Here is a 21,101-nt window from a genome sequence, read left to right on the forward strand (position 1 = left end):
CCGTGCACATTTCTTTCCTGCTAACAATGTGAAAATTATCACACTGTTCCCGCGGGTTAAAACCGGTAATATACAGCGCATACGTCGTGGAGAGAGTTCCGCTGCAACAGGCAGGGAGGCGGGGATCGCACGGGGACGTAGGAAGGGAAGCAACCGGCGGCGCACAGAACAGGGAGTTCTGCGCGCCGTTTTTTTATGGACGGTTGAAGGGATTATTTAACCGGGAAGACGTAGTTCAACCAGCCAAGCATGCGCAGCAGTACTTTGCGCATGACTGCAACATGGGTGAACTGATCGGAATAGATCACCATTTTTCCCTGTACGCCAAGGGGCAGATTGTAATTTTTCAGATCTTCATCACTGACGCTCATCAGTGCAATTGCCCGGCCGTGACGGCTGATCTGGTTCGCCGACAACAACTGGCCGGATGCCTGATACTGACCTTCGCTCATTGCCGGCAAGACGCTGATCACCTCTCCTTTAAATACATGTCCGGGCACGGCGTCGAGGATCATTTCTGTTTCAAATCCCGGCTTCATCATGCTCAGAGAGTTTTGCCAGAAGCTGCCGGCAAAGACCCTTTCCTGATCAGGAATAAAGACCATGGCAGGGCTGAGGGGCAGGGGAACCGCCATGATACCGGGTTTCAGTGCAATCTGGGTGGCCATGCCGTCAGAAGGCGCTCTGACAACCGTACGTTCCAGATCATAGCGGGCTGCTTCAAGCTTGTTCTCCAGTTCAATAACGGCCGTGTTCACACCGTTTATATTTGATTCAAATGCCAGCGTTACCCGTTGCAGGTCTGCTTCGGCGGCATCGGCACTGGCCTGTGCGGCAAGGTACATCTGACGGCTGTCATCCACGGTTTGCCGGGCGAAGGCAGCGGCATTGTTTTTACTGCCTTTGCGGTAGCGGTTATAGGCAGTGCGGGTACGGTCCCGTTCTGCCAGTGCCTGCTCCACCTTGGCTTTGGCAAAGTCCATCTGGGCACCCAGCTGGCGGGCGTCCTGCTGTGCTTCTACTAACGACGCTTCAAGCTCACTGACTTTAAGCCGGTAAGGTTTCGGGTCGATGGTAAACAGAATATCGTCTTTTTTTACCGCGGTGTTAGGCGCTACCTCAACGGACTGAACAATGCCTTTAACCGGCGCAACGATAGGCACGACGGCGTACACTTCCTTACTGAATTTTGCGTAGGGGTGATTAAAATTCATCAGCAGAATCATCGTGCCCAGCAAAGCAATACCCCCGAGTATGGCGGTGGGTACGCTCCACTTATTCAGAGGGATTTTAAACAGCTTGAAAACAAGCACACAGAATCCCGCATAGATGAGGATAATCAGCAGATCCATATTCAGCGCTCCTGTTGGTCTTTAAGGTGACTGAGCTGTTCCTGAAGCTCTGTCAATTGCTGCTGAATGCTGGCCAGATCAGCATGTTCCGCTGTCTGTTCCTGATGCTGACTGTGTTTAAAGCCCCAGCCACGGTCTTCCCGGTAGAGGGTCGACCAGATCCAGAGAAAGGGCCATAAAATGTGCAGCGTGAACAGACTCACCCAGCCTGCCACGTGAATGGCATCCTGATGGGGATGGTTGCGGTGAACGGCGATTTCGTAGGGGATGTCATGAATCACAATCACCGCATAAAACACAAAAATGCCGACGAAAAAGATCAGAAATAAAGCCGCATAGTCCAGAAACATATCACTCTCCTTGCTGAATATGGCTGTTATTGATGGGCCAGATCCCAGTTTTTACGGAAGCGTTTCACCCAATAGTCGAGGGTTTCGTCCAGTGATTTAATATCTGATGTGCCGGTGCTGACCGTGGTTTCATCGCTGCTGCGCCGGTCGACCATGGCTATCAGGCGGTCCCCGGTGACGGCGTCGTAACCTTCAGCTTCCAGACTGGCTTCATAAAAGATTTCTTCCTGATCCTGAATGCTGTTGGCCAGGTTCTGACCTGCGCTGATCAGCAGGGCAATGGGAATATAACCCAGTGCGCCACGCTCGGGAGATTTTTTCTGCAGGCCTGTCAGTGCCATGCGCACGACCAGTACATTTTCTGCAGCGACATCAACAATCGGGTACTGAGGCTCAAACTCTGCTCTGAACTTTTCTTCCAGACGGGCGGTTATATAGGCAAGTTCCTGAGGGTTAATGCCTTTGTATTCAGCGTTTTGTGAATACCAGACTTCAATCGGCAGAAGCATGATTTTGTCGTACTTGCTGAGATGACTGAGTTCGCTCCCAGGGGGAAGGTAAACTTTGGCACCGTCGCTCCAGCTGCGGTCTTCAAAGCCGTTATAGTTACCCAGGAAGCCAGAGCCTTTAACGGCATTGCCCTGGCAACCCGACAGAAGCACAACGGACAGAAGCACCGACAGCACTGCATATATGTGTTTCATAGAATATTCCCTCATTGATATATACTCATTTGAGTATAGAAGGAAATATTTAATAAGATCAGCGATTTACAGAGTATTTTCACCGGAATGGGTAAATGGGGAAACGGGGCAGGTGTGCAAAGATTTGCAGGCAGCTGACATAAAAAAGGGCAGATACAATCTGCCCTTGTTCAGGGTGTTCCGCCTACCCGGATCACCCTGAATACTGTGATACCAGTGGCACGTTATCCGGTGATAAGTGCGACGCTGGCCGGGTCGATATCGGCATCGTAATAGCCCATACCCAGTTTATTGAGGTATTCCAGGCGGTCGGCACTCATCAGATCAATTTCCGGTGCGCTGACGTTATTGGCTTCATACACGGCGGCCAGGAATGCCATGAAATTTTCACCCTCTTCAAGCATCAGCAGACTGGCAGCGCCAACATCAGGGCGGACTTTAGCATTCTGCTCATCGTTGAGGGTGACGCTGAAAACAACCGGCTGTTCATCACCTTCAATGCGGACGCTGCGGTTTCTGACGGTTTGCTGCGCCCAGTAGAAAGCCAGTTCTTTGCTCTGGGTTAAAAATACCGGCTCAACCGATTCTGCATAGCTGTTACCGATAGTGGCCATGGTTTGTTTAGCGGCGGCTTTGAGTGCTTTGTCACCGGACCGTTTCAGCCCCTGCTGTTTGATTGAATCAACCAGAGCCGATGATGTGCCGTGATACCAGATGTTGCTGGCGGTAAATCCCTGTGCGGTTAACAAGTCCTGTGCATCTTTAAGGAAGGCTGGTGTATCAGTCATATTCAAAATCACTTAATCAGTTTGCAATAAATAGCAGCCTGGAATTTTACCGTAAAAAGCTGTCTGTTTCTTTGCGCTATTGGTTAACCGGCCGAAAAAAAGGCGGCACCCCGGGGAAGGGTGCCGCCTGTTCATCCGAAGATGGACCTTGCCCTTATAACGCTAAGGGCTGGCTGAACAGATCTTAACCGAACTGGTTAGAAGTGTTCTTAGCGCCACCGGCTTTCAGAGCGTTCTCACCAGCGTAGTATTCTTTGTGATCGTCGCCCATGTCGGAACCGGCCATGTTCTGGTGCTTAACGCATGCGATACCCTGACGGATCTCTTTACGCTGTACGCCAGCAACGTAGCCCAGCATGCCTTGCTCACCGAAGTACTCTTTCGCCAGGTTATCAACAGACAGTGCAGTCGTGTGGTAAGTCGGCAGAGTGATCAGGTGGTGGAATACGTTCGCTTCACGGGCAGTATCCGCCTGGAAGGTCTTGATGCGGGCATCTGCAGTAGCAGACAGCTCAGAATCGTCGTATTCCGCAGACATCAGGTTAGCACGGTCGTATGCAGATACGTCTTCACCGGCTTCAACCATCGCGTCGTATGCTTGCTGACGGAAGTTCAGCGTCCAGTTGAAAGAAGGAGAGTTGTTGTAAACCAGCTTCGCATCCGGGTGTACTTTACGTACGTCATCCATCATGCCCTTGATTTCGTGGACAGTCGGTACTGCAGTTTCGATCCACAGCAGGTCAGCGCCGGCATTCAGTGCTTCGATACAGTCGAATACGCAACGTTCGTGGCCAGTGCCCTGACGGAACTGGTACAGACCGGAAGGCAGACGCTTAGGACGAACCAGCTTGCCGTCACGGTTGAAGACAACATCACCTTGCTTCATGTCTGCAACGTCGATTTCTTCAACGTCCAGGTAAGAGTTGTATACGTCACCCTGGTCGCCCGGCTCTTTAACAACCGCGATTTCTTTGGTCAGGCCAGCACCTTCAGAGTCGGTACGTGCAACGATCAGACCGTCATCAACACCCAGTTCAAGGAAAGCGTAACGCAGTGCACGCAGCTTGTTGTGGAAGTCAGCGTGAGGAACAGTAACTTTACCGTCCTGGTGGCCACATTGCTTCTCATCAGCAACCTGGTTTTCGATCTGCAGGCAGCAAGCGCCAGCTTCGATCATCTGCTTAGCCATCAGGTAAGTTGCTTCAGCGTTACCGAAACCGGCATCGATGTCTGCAACGATTGGTACAACGTGAGTTTCGTGGTTGTCGATCGCCGCCTGAACTTCAGCTTCTTTAGCAGCATCGCCAGCTTCACGTGCCTTGTCCAGTTCACGGAACAGACCACCCAGTTCACGTGCATCAGCCTGACGCAGGAAGGTGTACAGTTCTTTAACCAGGCTTGCTACAGAAGTTTTCTCGTGCATAGACTGATCCGGCAGAGGACCGAACTCAGAACGCAGTGCAGCAACCATCCAGCCAGACAGGTACAGGTAACGACGTTCAGTCGTACCGAAGTGCTTCTTGATAGAGATCAGCTTCTGCTGACCTACGAAACCGTGCCAGCAGCCCAGAGACTGAGTGTACTTGGTCTTGTCTTTGTCGAATTCAGCCATGTCGCGACGCATGATAGCCGCAGTATATTTAGCAACGTCCAGGCCAGTCTTAAATTTGTTCTGTGCACGCATACGCGCTGCTGATTCCGGGTTGATAGCATCCCATGGGCTACCCGCTACTTCTTTTGCAGCAGCAACTGCTTTAATGTTTTCTTGATATGTAGACATGACCAAACCTTCTATTTTTATCGCTAAAGTTTGAATAAGTCCCCGTTCCACCGATGTTACAGCCTCTCATGTAACACCGGTGAAACGTTGACTAGCACTCGATTCAGGTCGCCACTATGGGGGAGGAGAGCAGGCCTGGTCAAAGGGTTTTTGTGCAGAGCAATATAGCTGTAAATATACTACAAACAGTGATTTACAAAGGTTGGTAAAAAAACTACAGAGGATTTTCCTCTGCCTGACGGCATAAAAGCACGTTTAATAAGGGCTTCAGTGCTGGTTGTTTTGTGATCAGCGACTTTGGTGTAATACAAAACAGCCTGTTTTTATCTGTTATTACAAGAATATTAAGCTAGTTTTTAATTCCAAAATTTTATAAGCAATTTCTTACTACATTTTTGAAATTTGGCAATAACTGTCGACAGAAATAAAAATGTGATCTGAATCAAAATCAGGTTTTGAAGCACAAATAGACAGTTTTTAGTCTATTTAATGCCTAAAAATCCATTATGCTGTATTTACTGGTATTTCTATTAATGAAATTGTCGACAATCTTAGTGGTTTTTCGGGGTTTTGAGCGCTTTGAAACACTGATTGTTGACAACTGTGCAGCGCAAACAAAAAAGCCTGCACAAAGGCAGGCTTTAACATCGGGTGTATCGAAAAATTCAAAACTACAAAGGCTATTCCGCCAGATAAATACAGCCCCGGTTGTACAGGCTGACCAGCAACTCAAGCGCGTCACCTGACCATTCTCCCTGGTTGATGATCAGGTTAGGGGTCTGGCACAGCAGTTTAGCCAGCTGGATACTGCCACCTTTGCAAGGGTATGACTGACCATCAACAAACAGCAGTACATCACCGCTGGTCTGCTCAGTGAAAGATACCCGGCTGCCTTCGTTCCGTACAAATGCCAGTTCGCTCTGAGAGAGCGCGTCTGCCAGTTGCTGGCTGTTGATTTTATCTTCCGGGCTCTGATCCAGTTCCGGGTATTTAGGATCGGTGACGTATTCACCGAACCAGGTGGCCAGTTTCTGTTCATCATTCAGGAATGCGTTAAAGATGTTGCGTACTTTTTCCAGAGCTTGCGGGGTAATTTCACCGGGATGTTCCTGTACGGTGAGTTCAGGATCCGCATAGCGGGATTCTGATGTCAGCTGCTCACCGACATAGTCAGTAAAGCCACGCAGGATTTCTGCCTGCGACGGCGCCCTGAAACCTACGGAGTAAGTCATGCAGTCATCCGTTACCGCTACGCCGTTATGGCCAACCTGTGGCGGTACGTAGAGCATGTCGCCGGGTTCCAGTACCCAGGTCTGTTCCGGATGCCAGTCAGGAATGATCATTACCGGGGTATCATCCCGGCGGGGCGAATGCTGATCGAAATGTCCGCCAATCTCCCAGCGGCGTTCACCCTGAGTCTGGATCAGGAATACGTCATAGTTATCATAGTGTGGACCGACACCACCGCCTTCGCTGGCAAAGCTGACCATCAGGTCGTCATAGCGCCAGTTAGGGATAAAGCGAAACTGTTCTACCAGATCGCAGGCATCCGGTACCCAGTTGTCGACTGCTTGTACCAGCAGAGTCCAGTGGCTGTCCGGCAGTTCAGCAAAGGTGTCTTCATTAAAGGGGCCGTGTTTCAGTTCCCATGTGTCGTTATCCGGAGCGGTTATGACAAGGCGGGCTTCTACGTCTTCTTCACAGGCAAGGCCTGCCAGTTCGTCAGCATCTACCGGCTGAATAAAATCTTTGTATGCCCCGCGTACCAGCAGCGGTTTCTTTTGCCAGTATTCGGCAAGAAAGGTTTCGATCGAAATATCACCAAAAGGGGACTGGCTCATGACTTTGCTCCGTTGTCCTGGCTGCTGTCAGCCGGGCTAGTCTGTTCAGCACGGGCGGCGGTTTCATCCACCGAACGTAAAATACCGCGCAGCATGTTCAGTTCAATCTGTTCCGGACGGCTGCGGTTAAAGTAGCGGATCAGCTTTTTCATCACCTTGCCTTCATGCTGGGGAATGATAAAGCGGGTTTTGCGCAGTGCTGATTCCAGGTGTTCGTAAAACAGCTGCATTTCTTTATGCAGCGGATATTCTGCCGGGGCTTCTTCTTTATTGTCCTGCAGGCTGGCTTGCCAGATTTCATAGCATACCAGCTGAATCGCGGCAGAAACGTTCAGTACCGGGTAATCAGGGTTGGCCGGAATATAAACGTGATAGTTACACTGTTCCAGTTCGTGGTTGTGCAGGCCCATGGTTTCCCGGCCGAAGATGATGGCAACTTTTCCGCTGGCTGCTTCAGTCACAACTTTTTCGCCGCAGGTGCGGGCATCAAAAATTGGCAGATCAAATGAACGGTTGCGGGCACTGGTGCCGATAACCAGTTGGCAGTCTGCAATGGCTTCTTCGAGGGTATCGACGACGGTGGCCTGATCAAGCACGTCTTTGGCACCTGCAGCACGGGAATCTGCTTCTTCACTTGGATAGATGCGCGGTTCCACCAGATACAACTGGCTGAGGCCCATGTTTTTCATGGCACGGGCGGCGGCCCCGATATTGCCCGGGTGAAAAGTGTTGATCAGTACGATACGAATGTTGTCCAGCATACAGCTATGAATCTCCGGAAAAATCACCAAAATGCCCGTTCGTCAGGCGACGCATATTGTATTGCACTGCGCATGATAAATATATCGGTGCAGGGCAGCTGATACGGAGTCTTTGATCTGTCGCAGGCAGATAAAATTAATACAGCTGTATGAATTTACGTTGTGCAGCCTTAAAATGCCGGACTTTCAACAGTTTACCCTGGCCGCACCGGCCGATTATTACGGAGATAGTATGACTGCCCAGGCATTGCTTCAGAGAATGGACCGGATCAAACAGGCTGCACCTCTTCGCAGTGCTCTGTACCGTGTAATGGATGAGCTGTACGGGATGGCGAACAGCAGCGCATATTCGGTAACGTTTACCGCAGCCAATAACCCGAATACGGTGCCGGTATATTCAGCAGAAGGGTATACGGGCTATTCAGAAGACAGCGGTCATCAACTGGTGGGGGCACATGTGACCTTTAAAGATGATCTGCCCAGCTTTGTGCATGAGCTGACCCATGCGCGGTGTATCCAGTGTTATAAGTCTGAAACCGTGAATTATGCACCGAGTGGGCCGAATACGGCCGTCATGTCATTCGGAAAAGGTGCGATGCCCGGTGCGCCTGCACATACCGTTTCACTGGTTGCCGAAAGTATTATAGCCCGCCGCAAAGCCTGGTACCGGCAGGATTATAAACTGATTCTTGAAGGTAACCTGACCCGCCTGAAAGCCATTGCAGACGTGGAAGATTACGAAGATACAGAAAACAAGTTTATGAGCCGGGAGCAGAAGCGTCAGTTAAAGGCTGCACCCACCAGTGTTGAACAGATGAACGAACAGCAGTCGCTGGCCCATGAAATGCAGTATCAGGGCCGGGTGGCAAAAACCCTGCGAACCTGGAAGCCGGGCACTGAGAATACTCAGCGGCTGCAAACCGAAGCAGAGCGCAAGAAACGCTGGATTCTGGAACGGATCAATTATGGCAAAAACGGCATGGGTGGCCTGGGGGATGTGCATTTTGAATATGACACCGTGGTAAACCAGATGCTGGTACAGATGCATGCCTGGGGCTTTGACGATGACAGTGATCTGTTTGTGGCAGTATCGGCGCTGGCACAGGAAACCCATGAGCGGCGACTGAGTGCGCTGGCACCGCCACCGAATGCTATACCGGGCCCCCGTTCGGTACTGACCTGATTGCCTGTCATTCTTCTCTTTTCCGGAAACCCGGACCGGATCTTACAGGTATTTTTAAGGTGTCAGGTTGCTGGAAAAAATCTGCACAAGCTTGCTAGTATGGGTTGCAGGAGGTGCTGCAAGGCACTGTAAAAACAGGCAAACCGGGCTGACACTCTGCGAAGAGGAATGACGTGGCTAAACAATCTGTTACCGGTGATACCGGGCTCATTACTGAAATTGCTGTTCTGTATTATCTGGAAAATCAGACCCAGGAACAGATCGCCAATACCTTACAGCTTTCCCGGGTAAAAGTTGGCCGTTTGCTGAAAAAAGCCATTGATGAGGGCATTGTCGAAATTCAGGTGCGTAATCATCCGGCGAGACATGAGCAGCTTGAGCAGGAATTGAAACGGCGCTTCGGCATTGACCGGGCGATGATAGCCGTCGATCATTCCGATCCTGACATGCAGCGAATGCTGGTAGCAGACCTGGCAGGCGCCTATCTGGCGAAAACGGTTAAGGACCGGATGATAGTGGCTGTAGGGATGGGCCGTAATGTTGGTAGCATTGCAGAGGGTGCCGTGAACGCTGAACCCAGAAATGCATTGTTTATTTCTGCGATTGGCGGTTCAGTTCGGGCCGGGCAGCATATGAACCCTGATCATATTAGCCGACGGCTGGCGGCAAAGTTCGGTGGTCAGTCTGAAACGCTTTATGCGCCTGCGCTGGTCGCCAGTAATGATTTACGCGAAGCCCTGCTGCTCAATGATACGGTTAAACAAACCCTGGATACTGCGTGCCGGGCTGACATTGCCCTGATCGGTATTGGCGACATGAGTGAAGACAGCAATCTTGTCCGGATGGGATGGTTTTCTCCACAGGAAATTACCGCAGCGCGGCTGTCTGGCACCGTAGGCGACATGATGGGCTATGACTTTCTGGACATACAGGGTAATCCGGCCGCATTTGAGCTGCATGGGCGGGTTATAGGCCTGAGCAGACCTGACCTTGCACGGATTCCGGATGTATTAGCCGTGGCCAGTGAGAATACCAAGGGGGCTGCGATACTCGGGGCGTTGCGCTCCGGTGTTATAAATACTTTGTGTACGACAACGACCAATGCCCAGACTGTTTTGAAACTTGATGATGCAACTGCTCAGGAACCGGAAGGTTAAGCAGTCGGGCTATCAGGTGTTTTCACGCAAATGGCTTTGACAGGTTTCAGCCAGGCTTGTTAAGAGCATGCAGCAGGAAACAGCACCGGCATCCAATACTCCCACCGAACGCTGACCCAGCCGGCTGGCCCTGCCAACCCGGGCCTGAAGATCACGGGTTGAGTCCCGGCCTGCTTCTGCATCGGCAGTCATTTTCTCAAGGGCATCAGCAAAAGTTTTTCCTGACTGTATGCTGCCAGCGAAGCTCTTTGTGGCCGGTACCAGAACGTCCATCATGGTTTTGTCACCCGGTTGCGCCTGACTGATTGCCCGGATCGATTTCAGTCCTTCACTGAGCATCTGTGCAAAATCTTCTTTTGTTATTTGTTGCCGGTCTTTGATCGCTGCCGCCATCCCAAAGAACAGACTGCCATACAGTGGGCCCATAGATCCGCCAATCGAGCCCATCAATACACTCGCCAGTAAAGCGAAAGTTTTTTCCAGTGGTGCATCAGCCTGCAGGTCTGATAAGGCTGTCTGGCAAAGAGTAAAACCTTTCGCCATGTTGATGCCGTGGTCGCCATCGCCAATCGCACCGTCAATTTCACTAAGATAAGATGTATTCCTGATGATAATTTCGCTCATGGCGTGCATGCATTCCACGCCAAAATTATTAGTAAGACTTTGCATTCTATGTCTCTTCCCTGAGGGTTAGCGCCAGCGATTCTGCTGGCATATCCAGAAGTCCTTTTAACTCGAAGTTAAGACGCATCACCGTCAGGGTGGCGCCCATCATATCCAGTGAAGTGAAATAGTTACCGACAAAAGCACGGTGAATGGTTAAGCCTGAAGATTCCAAAAGTTCAGCTACCGCTGAGTAGAGAATATGCAGCTCCATCTGAGGTGTCGCACCCAGTCCCGAAATCAAAACCGCAACATCATCATTGGTCTGAAACGGCAGGTCATCCAGAACGCTGTTTACCATTAGCTGTGCAATTCTGCTGGCGTCGGTAATATCCCGCACCTCTGTGCCCGGCTCGCCGTGATGGCCTATACCTATCTCCATGGTACCGGGCCTGATTGTAAAGTTCGGCTTGCCAACGGCGGGGATCACACAGGAGGTGAGGCCCATACCAATACTGCGGGTGTTATCTATCGCCAGTTGTGCGACGCGGATCACGTTGTCGAGGTTATAGCCACTTGCAGCGGCAGCACCGGCAATCTTCCACATCAATATTTCACCGGCGACGCCACGGCGTTTATCTTTCTCAGTGGCGGGGGCGGATGCTACATCATCATTAGCGACAACCGTCTTAACACTAATGCCTTCAGCTTCAGCCATCTGCACGGCCATCGCAACGTTCATATTGTCTCCCGCGTAATTCCCATAGAGGCAGGCGACACCGGCGCCGTTATCCGCGGCCCTCATTGAATCAAGAAAGCTAATTGCGGTAGGCGAAGAAAATACCTCCCCGATGGCAACTGCATCCAGCATGTTCTTGCCGATGTAACCGAGAAACGCGGGTTCATGACCTGAGCCTCCACCGGTGACGATACCCACCCGTTCGGAGTCCGTTGTCCGGCAGGCATATTGCAGTACACGGGGATTGTCCGTTGCGGTGAAAAGCTGTGGCCATGCCTTAACGTATCCGCGGATGGCATCGTCCACGACTAATTCAGGTTTATTGATAATTCTTTGCATGATCTGACCTCTTCAAAAGGTTTGAGGGAAGGTAAGGGCTAGCGGGATTTTTTACTTGCTGGTCTGCGGCAACCGATTTCTTCGTAATGGCTGATCAGATCAACTTTTGCCCCTGAACGGGAAGATTCGAAATCAGAATTCAGGAATGCCTGAACGATGCTTTTGGCAAGTTCGCTGCCGACAACCCGGGCCCCAATACTGGCGATCTGTGCATTATTGCTTTTTCTGGCCCGTTCGGCAGAGTATGTGTCGTGGGTTTGCGCGGCACGGATTCCCGCTACCTTATTCGCTGTAATCGCCATACCGATACCGGTACCGCAGCAGAGGATTGCCAGATCGTTTTTACCGTCTGCAACCGACTGGGCAACGGCGAAAGAAATATCCGGATAGAGTGCTTTTTCGCCTTGCTGAGTGCCAAAGTCTTCAACACTGAATCCCAGCCAGGCAATAAAATCTTTGAGTTCTTCTTTGAGGGTATAGGCTGCTTCGTCACAGCCGATGGCGATCCTTTTCGACGTATCCATGTTGTTTAGCACCTGCTGATAAGCATGCTGATGAGATATAACACTCATCGCTTTTAATCTAATGATCGAATCCCTGATCAAATGATCGATAACTGGCATTTATCGTTGAAAAAATTTTTGTTGTCAATGCCAGCTGCTCGCTCAGAGTCTGAAAGTTTCATTAGCTCTTTTGGTGGGTAATAAAATAAATAATTAAAAATCAATGATATATGGTCACATGTTGAAGGCTAACGTTTTACAGGCTTGACAAATCTGCTGCTCAAATGTTCACTGATACAGACAAATGTACAGAGCTGGCGTTTGTCTACAGTGCGTGGTTTAAGTTTAAAAACGCTTTTAATAAGCCGTAATACGCCGGATTGAGTTCGGAGTTTTACAGAACAGGGCTAATTGAACTGGCCGGGAAAATGTCAGTTGCCTGTTTCGCTTAAATGCACTCCAGGGAGGGGGCCTTTATGGCAAGTGTGCAGTCTGAATTTGTCACGTCTTCTGAAAAAGCTGCCTTCAGGCATATGCTCCTGCCGGGAGCGATTATAGCATTGCTGGCCGGCATGCTGCTTGATACCCGTATAGTACAGACCGGTTCATCTGAGGACAGCCGGGACCGGGCATTTTCGCCTCAGCTGTTCGGCCAGTCGGAATTTCCCCGCATCCGCCAATACGTTGTTGAAAATGCTGTCAGGGCCGAAGCCTTGTATCAGGCGATTATTGAAGACAAAGCTGTAGCGGCCGAAAACTTCGGCGTCAAAGCCGGAATCGGCACAATCTTTCCAGTCGCCTTTGAGGGCAAAGCCAGAGAATCTGTATCCGGCGTTTACAGGATCGAGATAGATGGCATGCCACCGTCCCATACCGTCCGGCTCCAGACCGGGCCTGCCATTAATGGTACAGACCTTCGGGATGCTACCGGTACCGTCACCTTTGGACAGTTCACCAATCAGATTGAGTATCAGGATGCCGGCTCAGCGCTGAATAATGCGATGAAGTCATCGGTGCTGACTGGAATTGCATCAACTGATCTGACTGGCAGACAGCTATCGGTGACCGGCGTATTTAAACTCATTAATCCTAAAAACTGGTTAGTGACACCGGTCAGGCTGGTGGTGCAATGACAGGGTGTCCGGGAACCACCGGAGAAACCGGTGAAGTTGTGATGTCAGCCAGAAATATAAGCCGTGTATATGGCAGTACTCTGGCACTGAGAGACGTGAATTTTGATATCCATCGTGGGCAGGTGACCACGCTATTCGGTGAGAATGGTGCCGGTAAGTCAACCCTGATGAAAATACTTTCGGGCATAGTTAAAGCAAGTTCGGGAGATATCTTTCTGGATAATCAGCCAGTGAGGTTCAGTTCCTCTGCAGATGCGCAGGCCTGCGGAGTTTGTATTATCCATCAGGAACTCAGTCTGGCGCCGAACATGACCGTGCGGGATAACATATTTTTGGGCCGTGAAATCACCGGTTCTGCGGGCATTGATTTTGCTGAAGAAGATCGCCAGACCCGACAGCTCATGCAGCAGCTTGAAGAAGACATTTCACCTCATACCCGGGTAGAGGAGCTGCGTCTGGGTCAGCAACAGCTGGTGGAGATCGCCAGAGCTTTGTCAGTAAACTCCCGTATTCTGATTATGGATGAACCTACCTCTGCGCTCAGCGCCTCAGAAGTTGCAGTACTTTTTCGGGTAATACATGAGCTGACCGCCCGCGGCGTATCGGTTGTTTACATTTCCCATCATCTGGAGGAAGCGTTACAGATTACGGATCATGCGGTGGTGCTGCGTGACGGAACTGTGACCGCCAGTGCCCGGCGTGCTGATATAGATCTGCAATGGTTGGTACGAAATATGGTCGGTGATCATTTTAATTTGGGGTCACCGCCGCAAGTTCTGATTTCTGAAAGGCCTGCGCTTGCGGTAACGGATCTTGTGATTACGGACTCTGGTGGGGCCGGATACCGGTTAGTGGACGGTTTGTCTCTGAATATTCATCCCGGTGAGATCATATGTATCTACGGGTTGATGGGGGCTGGCAGGACAGAATTGATGGAATGTCTCGCCGGGCGAATCAGGCCTTCAGGGGGCAGGGTTGAACTGTTTGGCAGAAATATTGCGTCAATGACCATCGCTCAGCGGATATCACTGGGGCTGGTACTGGTGCCGGAAGACCGCCAGCGCGACGGTCTGGTGCAGACGATGAATGTCGGCCGCAATCTGTCCCTGGCGAGTATTCGGGCGTTTACACAAGCACTGATCACCTCAGTTGAAAAAGAAGCATCCCTGATCAGCCGGACTGTCAGGGATGTGACGGTTAAAACCGCCAGTGCTGATGCCTCAGTCGGTTCCCTGTCCGGTGGCAATCAGCAAAAAGTGGTTATCGGAAAAATGCTGGCAACCCAGCCAAAAGTGATGCTTCTGGATGAACCGAGCCGGGGAATTGATATAGGTGCGAAAGGTGAGGTCTTTCGTTTGTTAGCGAGCAGGGCAGAAGAAGGCCTTGGGGTGCTGTTCAGTACCTCTGAAGTAAACGAATGCCTGAGCATTGCACACCGGATCATTGTTATGAACCGTGGCAGGATTGCGGCCGTGTTCGGTGCTGATGCCAGTAAGGAAGCGATTATGTCAGCATCAGGTGAATCTCTGATTGCCTGAATCTAGTTACAGACAGGACAAGGATTATGTCAGGCAGCAGCTTTATACCGGACAGGGCTTCGGCCCTTAAAACAACAAACCCATATAGCCTGATCAGGATATTGCTGGAAGGCCGGGCGTACTTTGCATTACTGGTCATCATTGCGGTTTTCTCACTGCTATCTCCCCATTACCTGAGCTTCGCTAACTTCATGATTATGTCATCTCATGTGGCAATCTTCGGTTTGCTGGCGGTAGGTATGTTGCTGGTTATTCTCAATGGCGGTATTGATCTTTCGGTAGGGTCAACACTGGGGCTATGTGGTGTGTTCGCCGGATTTCTGATGCAGGGAGTCGTGCTGGAGTCACTTGGGGTAATTCTCTATCCGCCGGTGTGGGTGGTTGTATTGCTGACCTGCGCGATGGGGGCGCTGGTTGGTCTGGTTAACGGTGTACTGATCGCATTCTTTAAAGTGCCTGCCTTTGTTGCCACCCTTGGCACTCTCTATGTAGCCAGAGGGGTCGCATTACTGATGACTAACGGGCTGACCTATAACAAGCTTTCCGGCAGCGAAGTACTTGGTAATACCGGCTTCGACTGGCTGGGATTTAACCGGTTCTGGGAAGTGCCTGTCGGGGTGATCGTTTTGATAGTCATCGCGCTGTGTTGTGGCTTGATGCTCAGCCGGACGGCATTTGGCAGATGGCTGTACGCTTCAGGTGGTAATGAACGGGCCGCCGAGCTGTCAGGGGTGCCGGTCAAACGGGTGCAGGTAACTGTGTATGTCTTATCGGGTATTTGTGCGGCCCTTGCCGGACTTGTGTTGTCATCACAGTTAACGTCAGCAGGGCCTACAGCCGGTACAACGTATGAGCTGACTGCAATTGCTGCGGTGGTTATCGGCGGAGCCGCGCTGACAGGGGGCCGGGGGAATGTTCGCGGTACATTGCTGGGGGCGTTTGTCATCGGTTTTCTGGCTGACGGCCTGGTAATCATCGGTGTTTCAGCTTACTGGCAAACGGTTTTTACCGGCGCAGTGATTGTGTTGGCAGTTTTATTAAACAGTATTCAGTACCGGCGACGGGAGGCGTGACTTCAGCTGCAGATAAAGCGCTGTCAGGTTCGCCAACAGCTAGTGGCCGGTTAACACAGGTTATATGGGAAACAGTAACGGTTAACCGGTGATCTTAATCGATAAAGGGAGTTTAAAGATGCTCAGTAAATACAGGAAGATGATAGTGAAGATGCTGGCAGCAGGACTGCTGATTTTAACAGGACAGGCCTGGGCAGGCGGGCTGATAACAATCATCGTTAATGATCCTTCAAATCCATACTGGTTTACGGAAGGAGAAGTGGCAAAGGCAACAGCTGAGAAGCTTGGCTATACGGCCAATGTGGCGGCCCATACCGGGGATACCAATACAGAAAGCCAACTGATTGATACCGCGATTACCAATAAATCGGTTGCCATTATTCTCGACCCGGCAAACGCTGACGGTTCGATCGGTGCAGTACGTAAAGCAGTGAGCGCAGGTGTGCCGGTATTTCTGGTAAATGCCGAGATCAACCAGGAAGGGCTGGCGAAAAGCCAACTGGTTTCCAACAATGCTCAGGGGGCTGCGATGGGCGCCCTGCAATGGGTTGAGAGCGTGGGTGATTCCGGGAACTACGTCGAGCTGTTCGGTGCTCCGTCTGATAATAATGCGGCGACCCGTTCAAACGGTTTCGAGACGGTTTTGAGTCAGTATCCTGATCTTAATAAGGTGGCATCAGAAGTGGCTAACTGGGATCGCTCACAGGGGTACAGCAAGATGCAGGCGATGCTGCAGTCAAACCCGGATATCCAGGGTGTCATCAGTGGTAATGATGAGATGGCGCTGGGTGCAATTGCTGCCTTAAAAGAAGCCGGTAAGCTTGGCAGTGTCAGGGTTGGGGGTTTTGACGGGTCACCGGATGCCATTGATGCGATTAAGTCCGGTGAGCTGGCCTATACCGTGCTGCAGCCGGTCGCCGTATTTTCGGAAGCGGCGGTGAGACAGGCAGATAATTTTATCCGAACCGGTGAAACCGGAGCGGCTTCGGAAAAACAGTTATTCGATTGTATTGTTATCACCGCTGACAATGTGGATGACTATATTGCGCCATTTGTACTTGCACAGTGACAGTGGGGCTGGTTACCGGGTGATCATAGCTGTAACCCGTTCAGGGTAGGCGGTCATAGGGTGCGGTTTGTCTGGCAGGTCAGTCCGGTCACAGAGGCTGGCTCCGGCGGTGCGCTGTCTCGCGGAATAAAGAGGATGAGGTAAGTGAAATGTGTAGCACAGAGAACATGGAAAGTTCAGCTGCTGCCGGGTGTATCCCTGACCGGATGCAGGCGGTGGTTGCGTATGGTCCGGGGGATTACCGGCTTGAAGAAGTGAATGTGCCTTTGGCCGGCCCCGGTGAAATTCTGATTAAGGTTGAGGCCTGCGGAATTTGTGCCGGTGACATTAAATCCTTCAGCGGTGCCCCCAGCTTCTGGGGGGATGATACGCAGCCGGCGTACATAAAAGCCCCCATGATTCCGGGGCATGAGTTTATTGGCAGGGTGGTAACCCTCGGTGAGGGTGTCACCGATTTCAGTGTTGGTGACCGGATTGTCTCCGAGCAAATTGTTCCCTGCTGGCAATGCCGGTTTTGTAAAAGTGGCCAATACTGGATGTGTCAGAAACATGATGTTTATGGTTTCCAGCACAATGTGAACGGTGCGATGGCGGAATACATGAAGTTTCCTAAAGAAGCTATTAACTACCGGGTACCAGAGGATCTGCCGGTCAAAAAGGCAATTCTGATTGAACCGTACGCCTGTTCCATGCATGCGGTGGAACGGGCAGATATCAGGCTTGGTGATGTCGTAGTGATTGCCGGTGCCGGCACCCTTGGTCTGGGTATGATTGGTGCAGCAAAAAAGGCGGGAGCAGAGATTCTGGTTGTTCTTGATATGTTTAATAAGCGCCTTGAGCTGGCGAAAGGTTTTGGTGCGGATATCGTTATCAATCCGTCTGAATGTGATGCTGAAGCGAAGATCAGAGCATTAACTGACGGCTATGGTTGCGATGTCTATATCGAAGCGACAGGGCATCCGGCGTCAGTGGAACAGGGGCTGGGTATGACCCGGAACCTTGGACGTTTTGTTGAATTCAGTGTGTTTAAAGATCCGGTCTCCGTTGACTGGAGTATTATCAGCGACCGGAAGGAACTGGATGTGCTGGGGTCGCATCTGGGGCCCTACTGTTATCCAAGAGTGATTAAGGGGATCGCCGATGGCAGTTTACCGACGGAGGGTGTAGTGACTCACAGTCTGCCTCTGGCGCAGTTTATGGAAGGGTTTGAGTTGGTAATGAACGGCAAAAATGCCCTGAAAGTCGTGCTGGTTCCCTGACGGAGACCGGTAACGTGCGGGTATATTGATCAGTATCCGGCCCGGGCCGGATACTGACAATACCTGTTTATCATCCTCAGAGTCTGAACTGCGCCATATTGCCGGATACTTTGGAAAGTGCTTCTTCAAGGGCTTGCCGGCCGTTCTGCAGTGCATGGGTGACCCCTTCAGTCTGATCTGCGACTGTGCTGACATCGCCCATGTGGCTGTTAATTTCCTGCATGCTGGTCCGTTGCTGCTCCGTTTCGCTGGAAATGCCCAGGTTAATGGTTTCGATCGCAGCGGCATTTTCAGCCATGCTTTGCAGGGCGTCACTGACCGCCTGACTTTTGTTTACGCATTCCAGTGCCAGTTGCTGGCCCTGATCCATCACGGTTCGGGTGTTTTTCACCTCTTGCTGGATATTGCAGACGGTTTGCTGGATATTTTCGGTGGACTGGCGGGTCTTCAGTGCCAGTGAGCGCACTTCATCGGCAACCACCGCAAAGCCGCGCCCGGCCTCACCGGCCCGGGCGGCTTCAATGGCCGCGTTAAGCGCGAGCAGGTTGGTCTGATCGGCTATCACTTCAATCACTGTCAGCAGCTCACTGATGGATTCACTGGCACTTTCCAGTGCCTGAGTACTCTGGCTGGCGTTAGCCACTTCCTGTGCCAGCAGGCCAATGCTGTCAGCTGAATCTTCTACAAGGGTCAGGCTGGTGCGGGTCTCACTGTTAATCCGCACGGCCTGTTCTTTAGCATCAAACGAATGATCGGCCACCAGTTCAACGGTCTGATGCATCTGGTTGACGATGTCCGCGGTTTCTACCAGATGGTTTTTCTGTTGTTTTACACCCTGGCTGGTCTCTGCGGTGAGGTTGCCCACTTCAGCGAGTGTATGGCTTGCCTGTTCCACTGAGTTACGGGTTTCGCTGACAAGCTGATGGATACGGGCAATGAACACATCCACTTCCCCGGCGAGCTGGCCGATTTCGTCTTTACGCCTGAATCCGAGGCGGCGGGTCAGGTCACCTTTACCATGGGCCAGATTCTTTACGGCACTGAGCAGCTCGGCAAGGGGCAGTGTCAGGCTGCGGGCGATCAGCAGGGCAAGGATAATCCCGGTCAGGCTGGTCAGCCCCAGAATGATGTTGTTAATGGTTTGCACCTGCCGGGTATGGGCGATGGTCTGCTGCTTATGTTCGTTAGCTGCATAGAGGCTGTTTTCAACCAGTTTCAGCAGTTCATCTCCCAGCTGCATGTCTAACTGGTTAAGAATACGCTGGTCGGTTAACTGGTGTTGCTGAGCGCTGCCGATGCGTTGCAGGTTGAGCCGGTACCACTGATCAGCCCACTGACTAAGTTGTGCGGTTTCACCCTGAACCATCAGTGCGGAGGTTGCTGATACAGCCTGGTCAAGCTGCTGATGAAAGGTTTGCTGATAGCCTTTGAGGGTGTTTTCCGCTGAGCTGGCATCCATAAACTCGATCCGTGCAAGCTGGCGGTTAACCAGATCCCGGCTGTTTCTGAACGTGTCCCAGGCGGCGCGGCTCTGATCCACCGCCGTTAACGGATGTTCAAAGGCGGCAACGGCGGTATTCCCAAGTAGGCCAAGCTGATAACTCTGGTAAAGTCCCAGGCCACTGAAGATACTGATCAGCAGGCCAAATCCCAGCCATAATTTATGTTTAATGGTCATTATTCTGGTCTCCGGTCAGTAGGGCAGAATTGGCAGGCTTACCGGTTGATCTTCGCCGGTGAGACTTTCAAGGAAACTGCGTAAATCAGTTATCTGCTGGGCGGTCATCGGCCGGATAGTCATTTTGTCTGAACGGCTGGGACGTGGTGTACCACCGGCGATGTAATGCACGATCACTTCATCCAGGGTTTTCATACTGCCGTCGTGCATATAGGGTGCTCGTTGCTGAATGTTACGCAGTCCCGGGGTTTTGAAGCTGTGCCTGTCGGAGGCATTTCCGGTGACGGTCATGCGGCCCTCGTCGGCAGACCTCAGACCGATGTCATAAAATTTGTTATCGCTGAAGTTCCAGCCGGTATGGCATTCACTGCAGCCAGCGCCGTTATTGAAAAATTCAAAGCCCCGTTTCGCAGACTCACTGATGGCCTGCTCGTTGCCCATGACCCAGCGGTCGAATGGAGCCGTGCCGGATACCAGTGTACGTTCATAGGTAGCAATGGCTTTCATGATGCCGTCTCCGGTAATGCCTGAGCCCGGAAAGACCCGCTGAAACATGTCCTGATAACCGCTGACTTTGCTCAGGCGATCGACAACTTCATCCATGCTGATGTTCATTTCATTGGGGGATTCAACCGGCCCCCGTATCTGGTCTTCCAGTGTCGGGCTGCGACCGTCCCAGAAAAAGCTGTCGCTCCATGCCATGTTCAGAATGGTGGGGGAGTGGCGGTCAAGAAATTTACCCTGTCCGCCGAAAGCGCCTGGCACGCCGTCTTCCCAACCTAATGACGGGTTATGGCAGGTAGCGCAGGTCATATTGAAGTTTTTACTCAGGCGCTGATCAAAGAACAGCATTTTTCCGAGTTGGGCTTTTTCGGCGCTGTAGAGGTTGTCTGCCGGAAACGGAATGTTATCGGGCCTCTGATACTGGGCCTTCAGAGAGTTCGCAGAGGTGTCTGCAATAGCTATCTGTCCGGCGCTTAGCAGGATGCTTGCTGCAACGGCGGCTCCGAATTTGGCGATATAGGACATTTTTGGGTTATCTCCATAAGAGAAACAGCTACAGCTTCAAGTGGTGTCCTTCCGCAAACAAGACTGTAGTTATTACGCGTTTGTATTACAGGTCCGGCTGAGACCGGCCTTTATCATTCCTCCCCCCAGAGTTTTATCAGGGTACCGTTGCAGGGATTTTCAACAACCGGCAAAGTCCCTGATTTGGTGAGTGTTTCTGCTGTTTTAAGGGCTTTAAGTTAT

19 protein-coding genes are annotated in these 21,101 nt (G+C 51.4%); 7 read left to right on the forward strand and 12 right to left on the reverse strand.

Annotation, left to right across the window (positions count from 1 at the left end; all coding sequences use genetic code 11):
- Positions 1–212: 212 nt before the first annotated feature.
- The 7 genes from PCI15_RS11335 to trmJ form a co-directional block, all read right to left on the reverse strand.
- On the reverse strand, positions 213–1,352 hold the full coding sequence (locus PCI15_RS11335) for an HlyD family secretion protein (protein ID WP_271274448.1): 1,140 nt from the start codon (positions 1,350–1,352) through the stop codon (positions 213–215).
- Between the two features lie 2 nt (positions 1,353–1,354).
- Positions 1,355–1,702: a DUF3302 domain-containing protein gene (locus PCI15_RS11340; protein WP_271274449.1), complete on the reverse strand. Its 348-nt coding sequence runs from the start codon at positions 1,700–1,702 to the stop codon at positions 1,355–1,357.
- Between the two features lie 26 nt (positions 1,703–1,728).
- Complete coding sequence (locus PCI15_RS11345) at positions 1,729–2,406, reverse strand: DUF3313 domain-containing protein (protein ID WP_271274450.1); 678 nt, start codon at positions 2,404–2,406, stop codon at positions 1,729–1,731.
- A 224-nt stretch (positions 2,407–2,630) separates the two neighbouring features.
- On the reverse strand, positions 2,631–3,194 hold the full coding sequence (locus PCI15_RS11350; RefSeq protein WP_271274451.1) for a hypothetical protein: 564 nt from the start codon (positions 3,192–3,194) through the stop codon (positions 2,631–2,633).
- Positions 3,195–3,378: 184 nt separating this feature from the next.
- On the reverse strand, positions 3,379–4,974 hold the full coding sequence (locus tag PCI15_RS11355; protein ID WP_271274452.1) for an isocitrate lyase: 1,596 nt from the start codon (positions 4,972–4,974) through the stop codon (positions 3,379–3,381).
- A gap of 680 nt (positions 4,975–5,654) precedes the next feature.
- Positions 5,655–6,815, reverse strand: coding sequence for a cupin domain-containing protein (locus tag PCI15_RS11360; RefSeq protein WP_271274453.1), 1,161 nt, complete (start codon positions 6,813–6,815; stop codon positions 5,655–5,657).
- Positions 6,812–7,576, reverse strand: coding sequence for a tRNA (cytosine(32)/uridine(32)-2'-O)-methyltransferase TrmJ (trmJ, locus tag PCI15_RS11365; RefSeq protein WP_271274454.1), 765 nt, complete (start codon positions 7,574–7,576; stop codon positions 6,812–6,814). The genes PCI15_RS11360 and trmJ overlap by 4 nt, the downstream gene beginning before the upstream one ends.
- A gap of 232 nt (positions 7,577–7,808) precedes the next feature.
- Here trmJ and PCI15_RS11370 point away from each other — a divergent pair, with 232 nt between their 5' ends.
- Both PCI15_RS11370 and PCI15_RS11375 read left to right on the forward strand, forming a co-directional pair.
- A complete protein-coding gene (locus PCI15_RS11370) occupies positions 7,809–8,759 on the forward strand; it encodes a hypothetical protein (protein ID WP_271274455.1) in 951 nt (316 codons plus the stop codon).
- 173 nt (positions 8,760–8,932) lie between these two features.
- Complete coding sequence (locus tag PCI15_RS11375; protein WP_271274456.1) at positions 8,933–9,916, forward strand: sugar-binding transcriptional regulator; 984 nt, start codon at positions 8,933–8,935, stop codon at positions 9,914–9,916.
- A 12-nt stretch (positions 9,917–9,928) separates the two neighbouring features.
- On the opposite strand, the gene dhaL is transcribed toward PCI15_RS11375, so the two are convergent.
- From dhaL to rpiB, 3 genes are read right to left on the reverse strand one after another with little or no spacing between them, the layout of a single operon-like run.
- Positions 9,929–10,585 (reverse strand): dihydroxyacetone kinase subunit DhaL, encoded by a 657-nt coding sequence (gene dhaL, locus PCI15_RS11380; RefSeq protein WP_271274457.1) that lies wholly within the window; start codon positions 10,583–10,585, stop codon positions 9,929–9,931.
- A gap of 1 nt (position 10,586) precedes the next feature.
- Entirely contained in the window at positions 10,587–11,597 is a 1,011-nt protein-coding gene (locus tag PCI15_RS11385; protein ID WP_271274458.1) for a dihydroxyacetone kinase subunit DhaK, read from the reverse strand.
- A gap of 38 nt (positions 11,598–11,635) precedes the next feature.
- Complete coding sequence (gene rpiB, locus PCI15_RS11390) at positions 11,636–12,121, reverse strand: ribose 5-phosphate isomerase B (RefSeq protein ID WP_271274459.1); 486 nt, start codon at positions 12,119–12,121, stop codon at positions 11,636–11,638.
- A 455-nt stretch (positions 12,122–12,576) separates the two neighbouring features.
- Between rpiB and PCI15_RS11395 the strand changes: the two genes are divergently transcribed.
- From PCI15_RS11395 to PCI15_RS11415, 5 genes are all read left to right on the forward strand, one after another.
- Positions 12,577–13,233: a DUF2291 family protein gene (locus PCI15_RS11395; RefSeq protein WP_271274460.1), complete on the forward strand. Its 657-nt coding sequence runs from the start codon at positions 12,577–12,579 to the stop codon at positions 13,231–13,233.
- A complete protein-coding gene (locus tag PCI15_RS11400) occupies positions 13,230–14,771 on the forward strand; it encodes a sugar ABC transporter ATP-binding protein (RefSeq protein WP_271274461.1) in 1,542 nt (513 codons plus the stop codon). Before PCI15_RS11395 ends, PCI15_RS11400 begins: the two co-directional genes overlap by 4 nt.
- A gap of 26 nt (positions 14,772–14,797) precedes the next feature.
- A complete protein-coding gene (locus tag PCI15_RS11405) occupies positions 14,798–15,844 on the forward strand; it encodes an ABC transporter permease (protein ID WP_271274462.1) in 1,047 nt (348 codons plus the stop codon).
- Positions 15,845–15,995: 151 nt separating this feature from the next.
- Positions 15,996–16,913: a D-ribose ABC transporter substrate-binding protein gene (locus PCI15_RS11410; protein ID WP_271274610.1), complete on the forward strand. Its 918-nt coding sequence runs from the start codon at positions 15,996–15,998 to the stop codon at positions 16,911–16,913.
- Positions 16,914–17,062: 149 nt separating this feature from the next.
- Complete coding sequence (locus PCI15_RS11415; RefSeq protein WP_271274463.1) at positions 17,063–18,172, forward strand: MDR/zinc-dependent alcohol dehydrogenase-like family protein; 1,110 nt, start codon at positions 17,063–17,065, stop codon at positions 18,170–18,172.
- A 76-nt stretch (positions 18,173–18,248) separates the two neighbouring features.
- On the opposite strand, the gene PCI15_RS11420 is transcribed toward PCI15_RS11415, so the two are convergent.
- Both PCI15_RS11420 and PCI15_RS11425 read right to left on the reverse strand, forming a co-directional pair.
- Positions 18,249–19,850 (reverse strand): methyl-accepting chemotaxis protein, encoded by a 1,602-nt coding sequence (locus tag PCI15_RS11420; protein WP_271274464.1) that lies wholly within the window; start codon positions 19,848–19,850, stop codon positions 18,249–18,251.
- 15 nt (positions 19,851–19,865) lie between these two features.
- Positions 19,866–20,879: a cytochrome-c peroxidase gene (locus tag PCI15_RS11425; protein WP_271274465.1), complete on the reverse strand. Its 1,014-nt coding sequence runs from the start codon at positions 20,877–20,879 to the stop codon at positions 19,866–19,868.
- Between the last annotated feature and the right edge of the window lie 222 nt (positions 20,880–21,101).

The sequence above is a fragment of the Aliamphritea hakodatensis genome (assembly GCF_024347195.1).
In the GTDB taxonomy this organism is placed as follows: Bacteria; Pseudomonadota; Gammaproteobacteria; order Pseudomonadales; family Balneatricaceae; genus Amphritea; species Amphritea hakodatensis.

Coding starts and splice junctions, on each gene's coding strand:
- trmJ (WP_271274454.1), bottom strand. CDS start 7,576: ATGCTGGACAACATTCGTATCGTACTGATCAACACTTTTCACCCGGGC.
- PCI15_RS11400 (WP_271274461.1), top strand. CDS start 13,230: ATGACAGGGTGTCCGGGAACCACCGGAGAAACCGGTGAAGTTGTGATG.
- PCI15_RS11405 (WP_271274462.1), top strand. CDS start 14,798: ATGTCAGGCAGCAGCTTTATACCGGACAGGGCTTCGGCCCTTAAAACA.
- PCI15_RS11345 (WP_271274450.1), bottom strand. CDS start 2,406: ATGAAACACATATATGCAGTGCTGTCGGTGCTTCTGTCCGTTGTGCTT.
- rpiB (WP_271274459.1), bottom strand. CDS start 12,121: ATGGATACGTCGAAAAGGATCGCCATCGGCTGTGACGAAGCAGCCTAT.
- PCI15_RS11340 (WP_271274449.1), bottom strand. CDS start 1,702: ATGTTTCTGGACTATGCGGCTTTATTTCTGATCTTTTTCGTCGGCATT.
- PCI15_RS11415 (WP_271274463.1), top strand. CDS start 17,063: ATGTGTAGCACAGAGAACATGGAAAGTTCAGCTGCTGCCGGGTGTATC.
- PCI15_RS11385 (WP_271274458.1), bottom strand. CDS start 11,597: ATGCAAAGAATTATCAATAAACCTGAATTAGTCGTGGACGATGCCATC.
- PCI15_RS11395 (WP_271274460.1), top strand. CDS start 12,577: ATGGCAAGTGTGCAGTCTGAATTTGTCACGTCTTCTGAAAAAGCTGCC.
- PCI15_RS11370 (WP_271274455.1), top strand. CDS start 7,809: ATGACTGCCCAGGCATTGCTTCAGAGAATGGACCGGATCAAACAGGCT.
- PCI15_RS11425 (WP_271274465.1), bottom strand. CDS start 20,879: ATGTCCTATATCGCCAAATTCGGAGCCGCCGTTGCAGCAAGCATCCTG.
- PCI15_RS11350 (WP_271274451.1), bottom strand. CDS start 3,194: ATGACTGATACACCAGCCTTCCTTAAAGATGCACAGGACTTGTTAACC.
- PCI15_RS11360 (WP_271274453.1), bottom strand. CDS start 6,815: ATGAGCCAGTCCCCTTTTGGTGATATTTCGATCGAAACCTTTCTTGCC.
- PCI15_RS11410 (WP_271274610.1), top strand. CDS start 15,996: ATGCTGGCAGCAGGACTGCTGATTTTAACAGGACAGGCCTGGGCAGGC.
- PCI15_RS11420 (WP_271274464.1), bottom strand. CDS start 19,850: ATGACCATTAAACATAAATTATGGCTGGGATTTGGCCTGCTGATCAGT.
- PCI15_RS11355 (WP_271274452.1), bottom strand. CDS start 4,974: ATGTCTACATATCAAGAAAACATTAAAGCAGTTGCTGCTGCAAAAGAA.
- dhaL (WP_271274457.1), bottom strand. CDS start 10,585: ATGCAAAGTCTTACTAATAATTTTGGCGTGGAATGCATGCACGCCATG.
- PCI15_RS11335 (WP_271274448.1), bottom strand. CDS start 1,352: ATGGATCTGCTGATTATCCTCATCTATGCGGGATTCTGTGTGCTTGTT.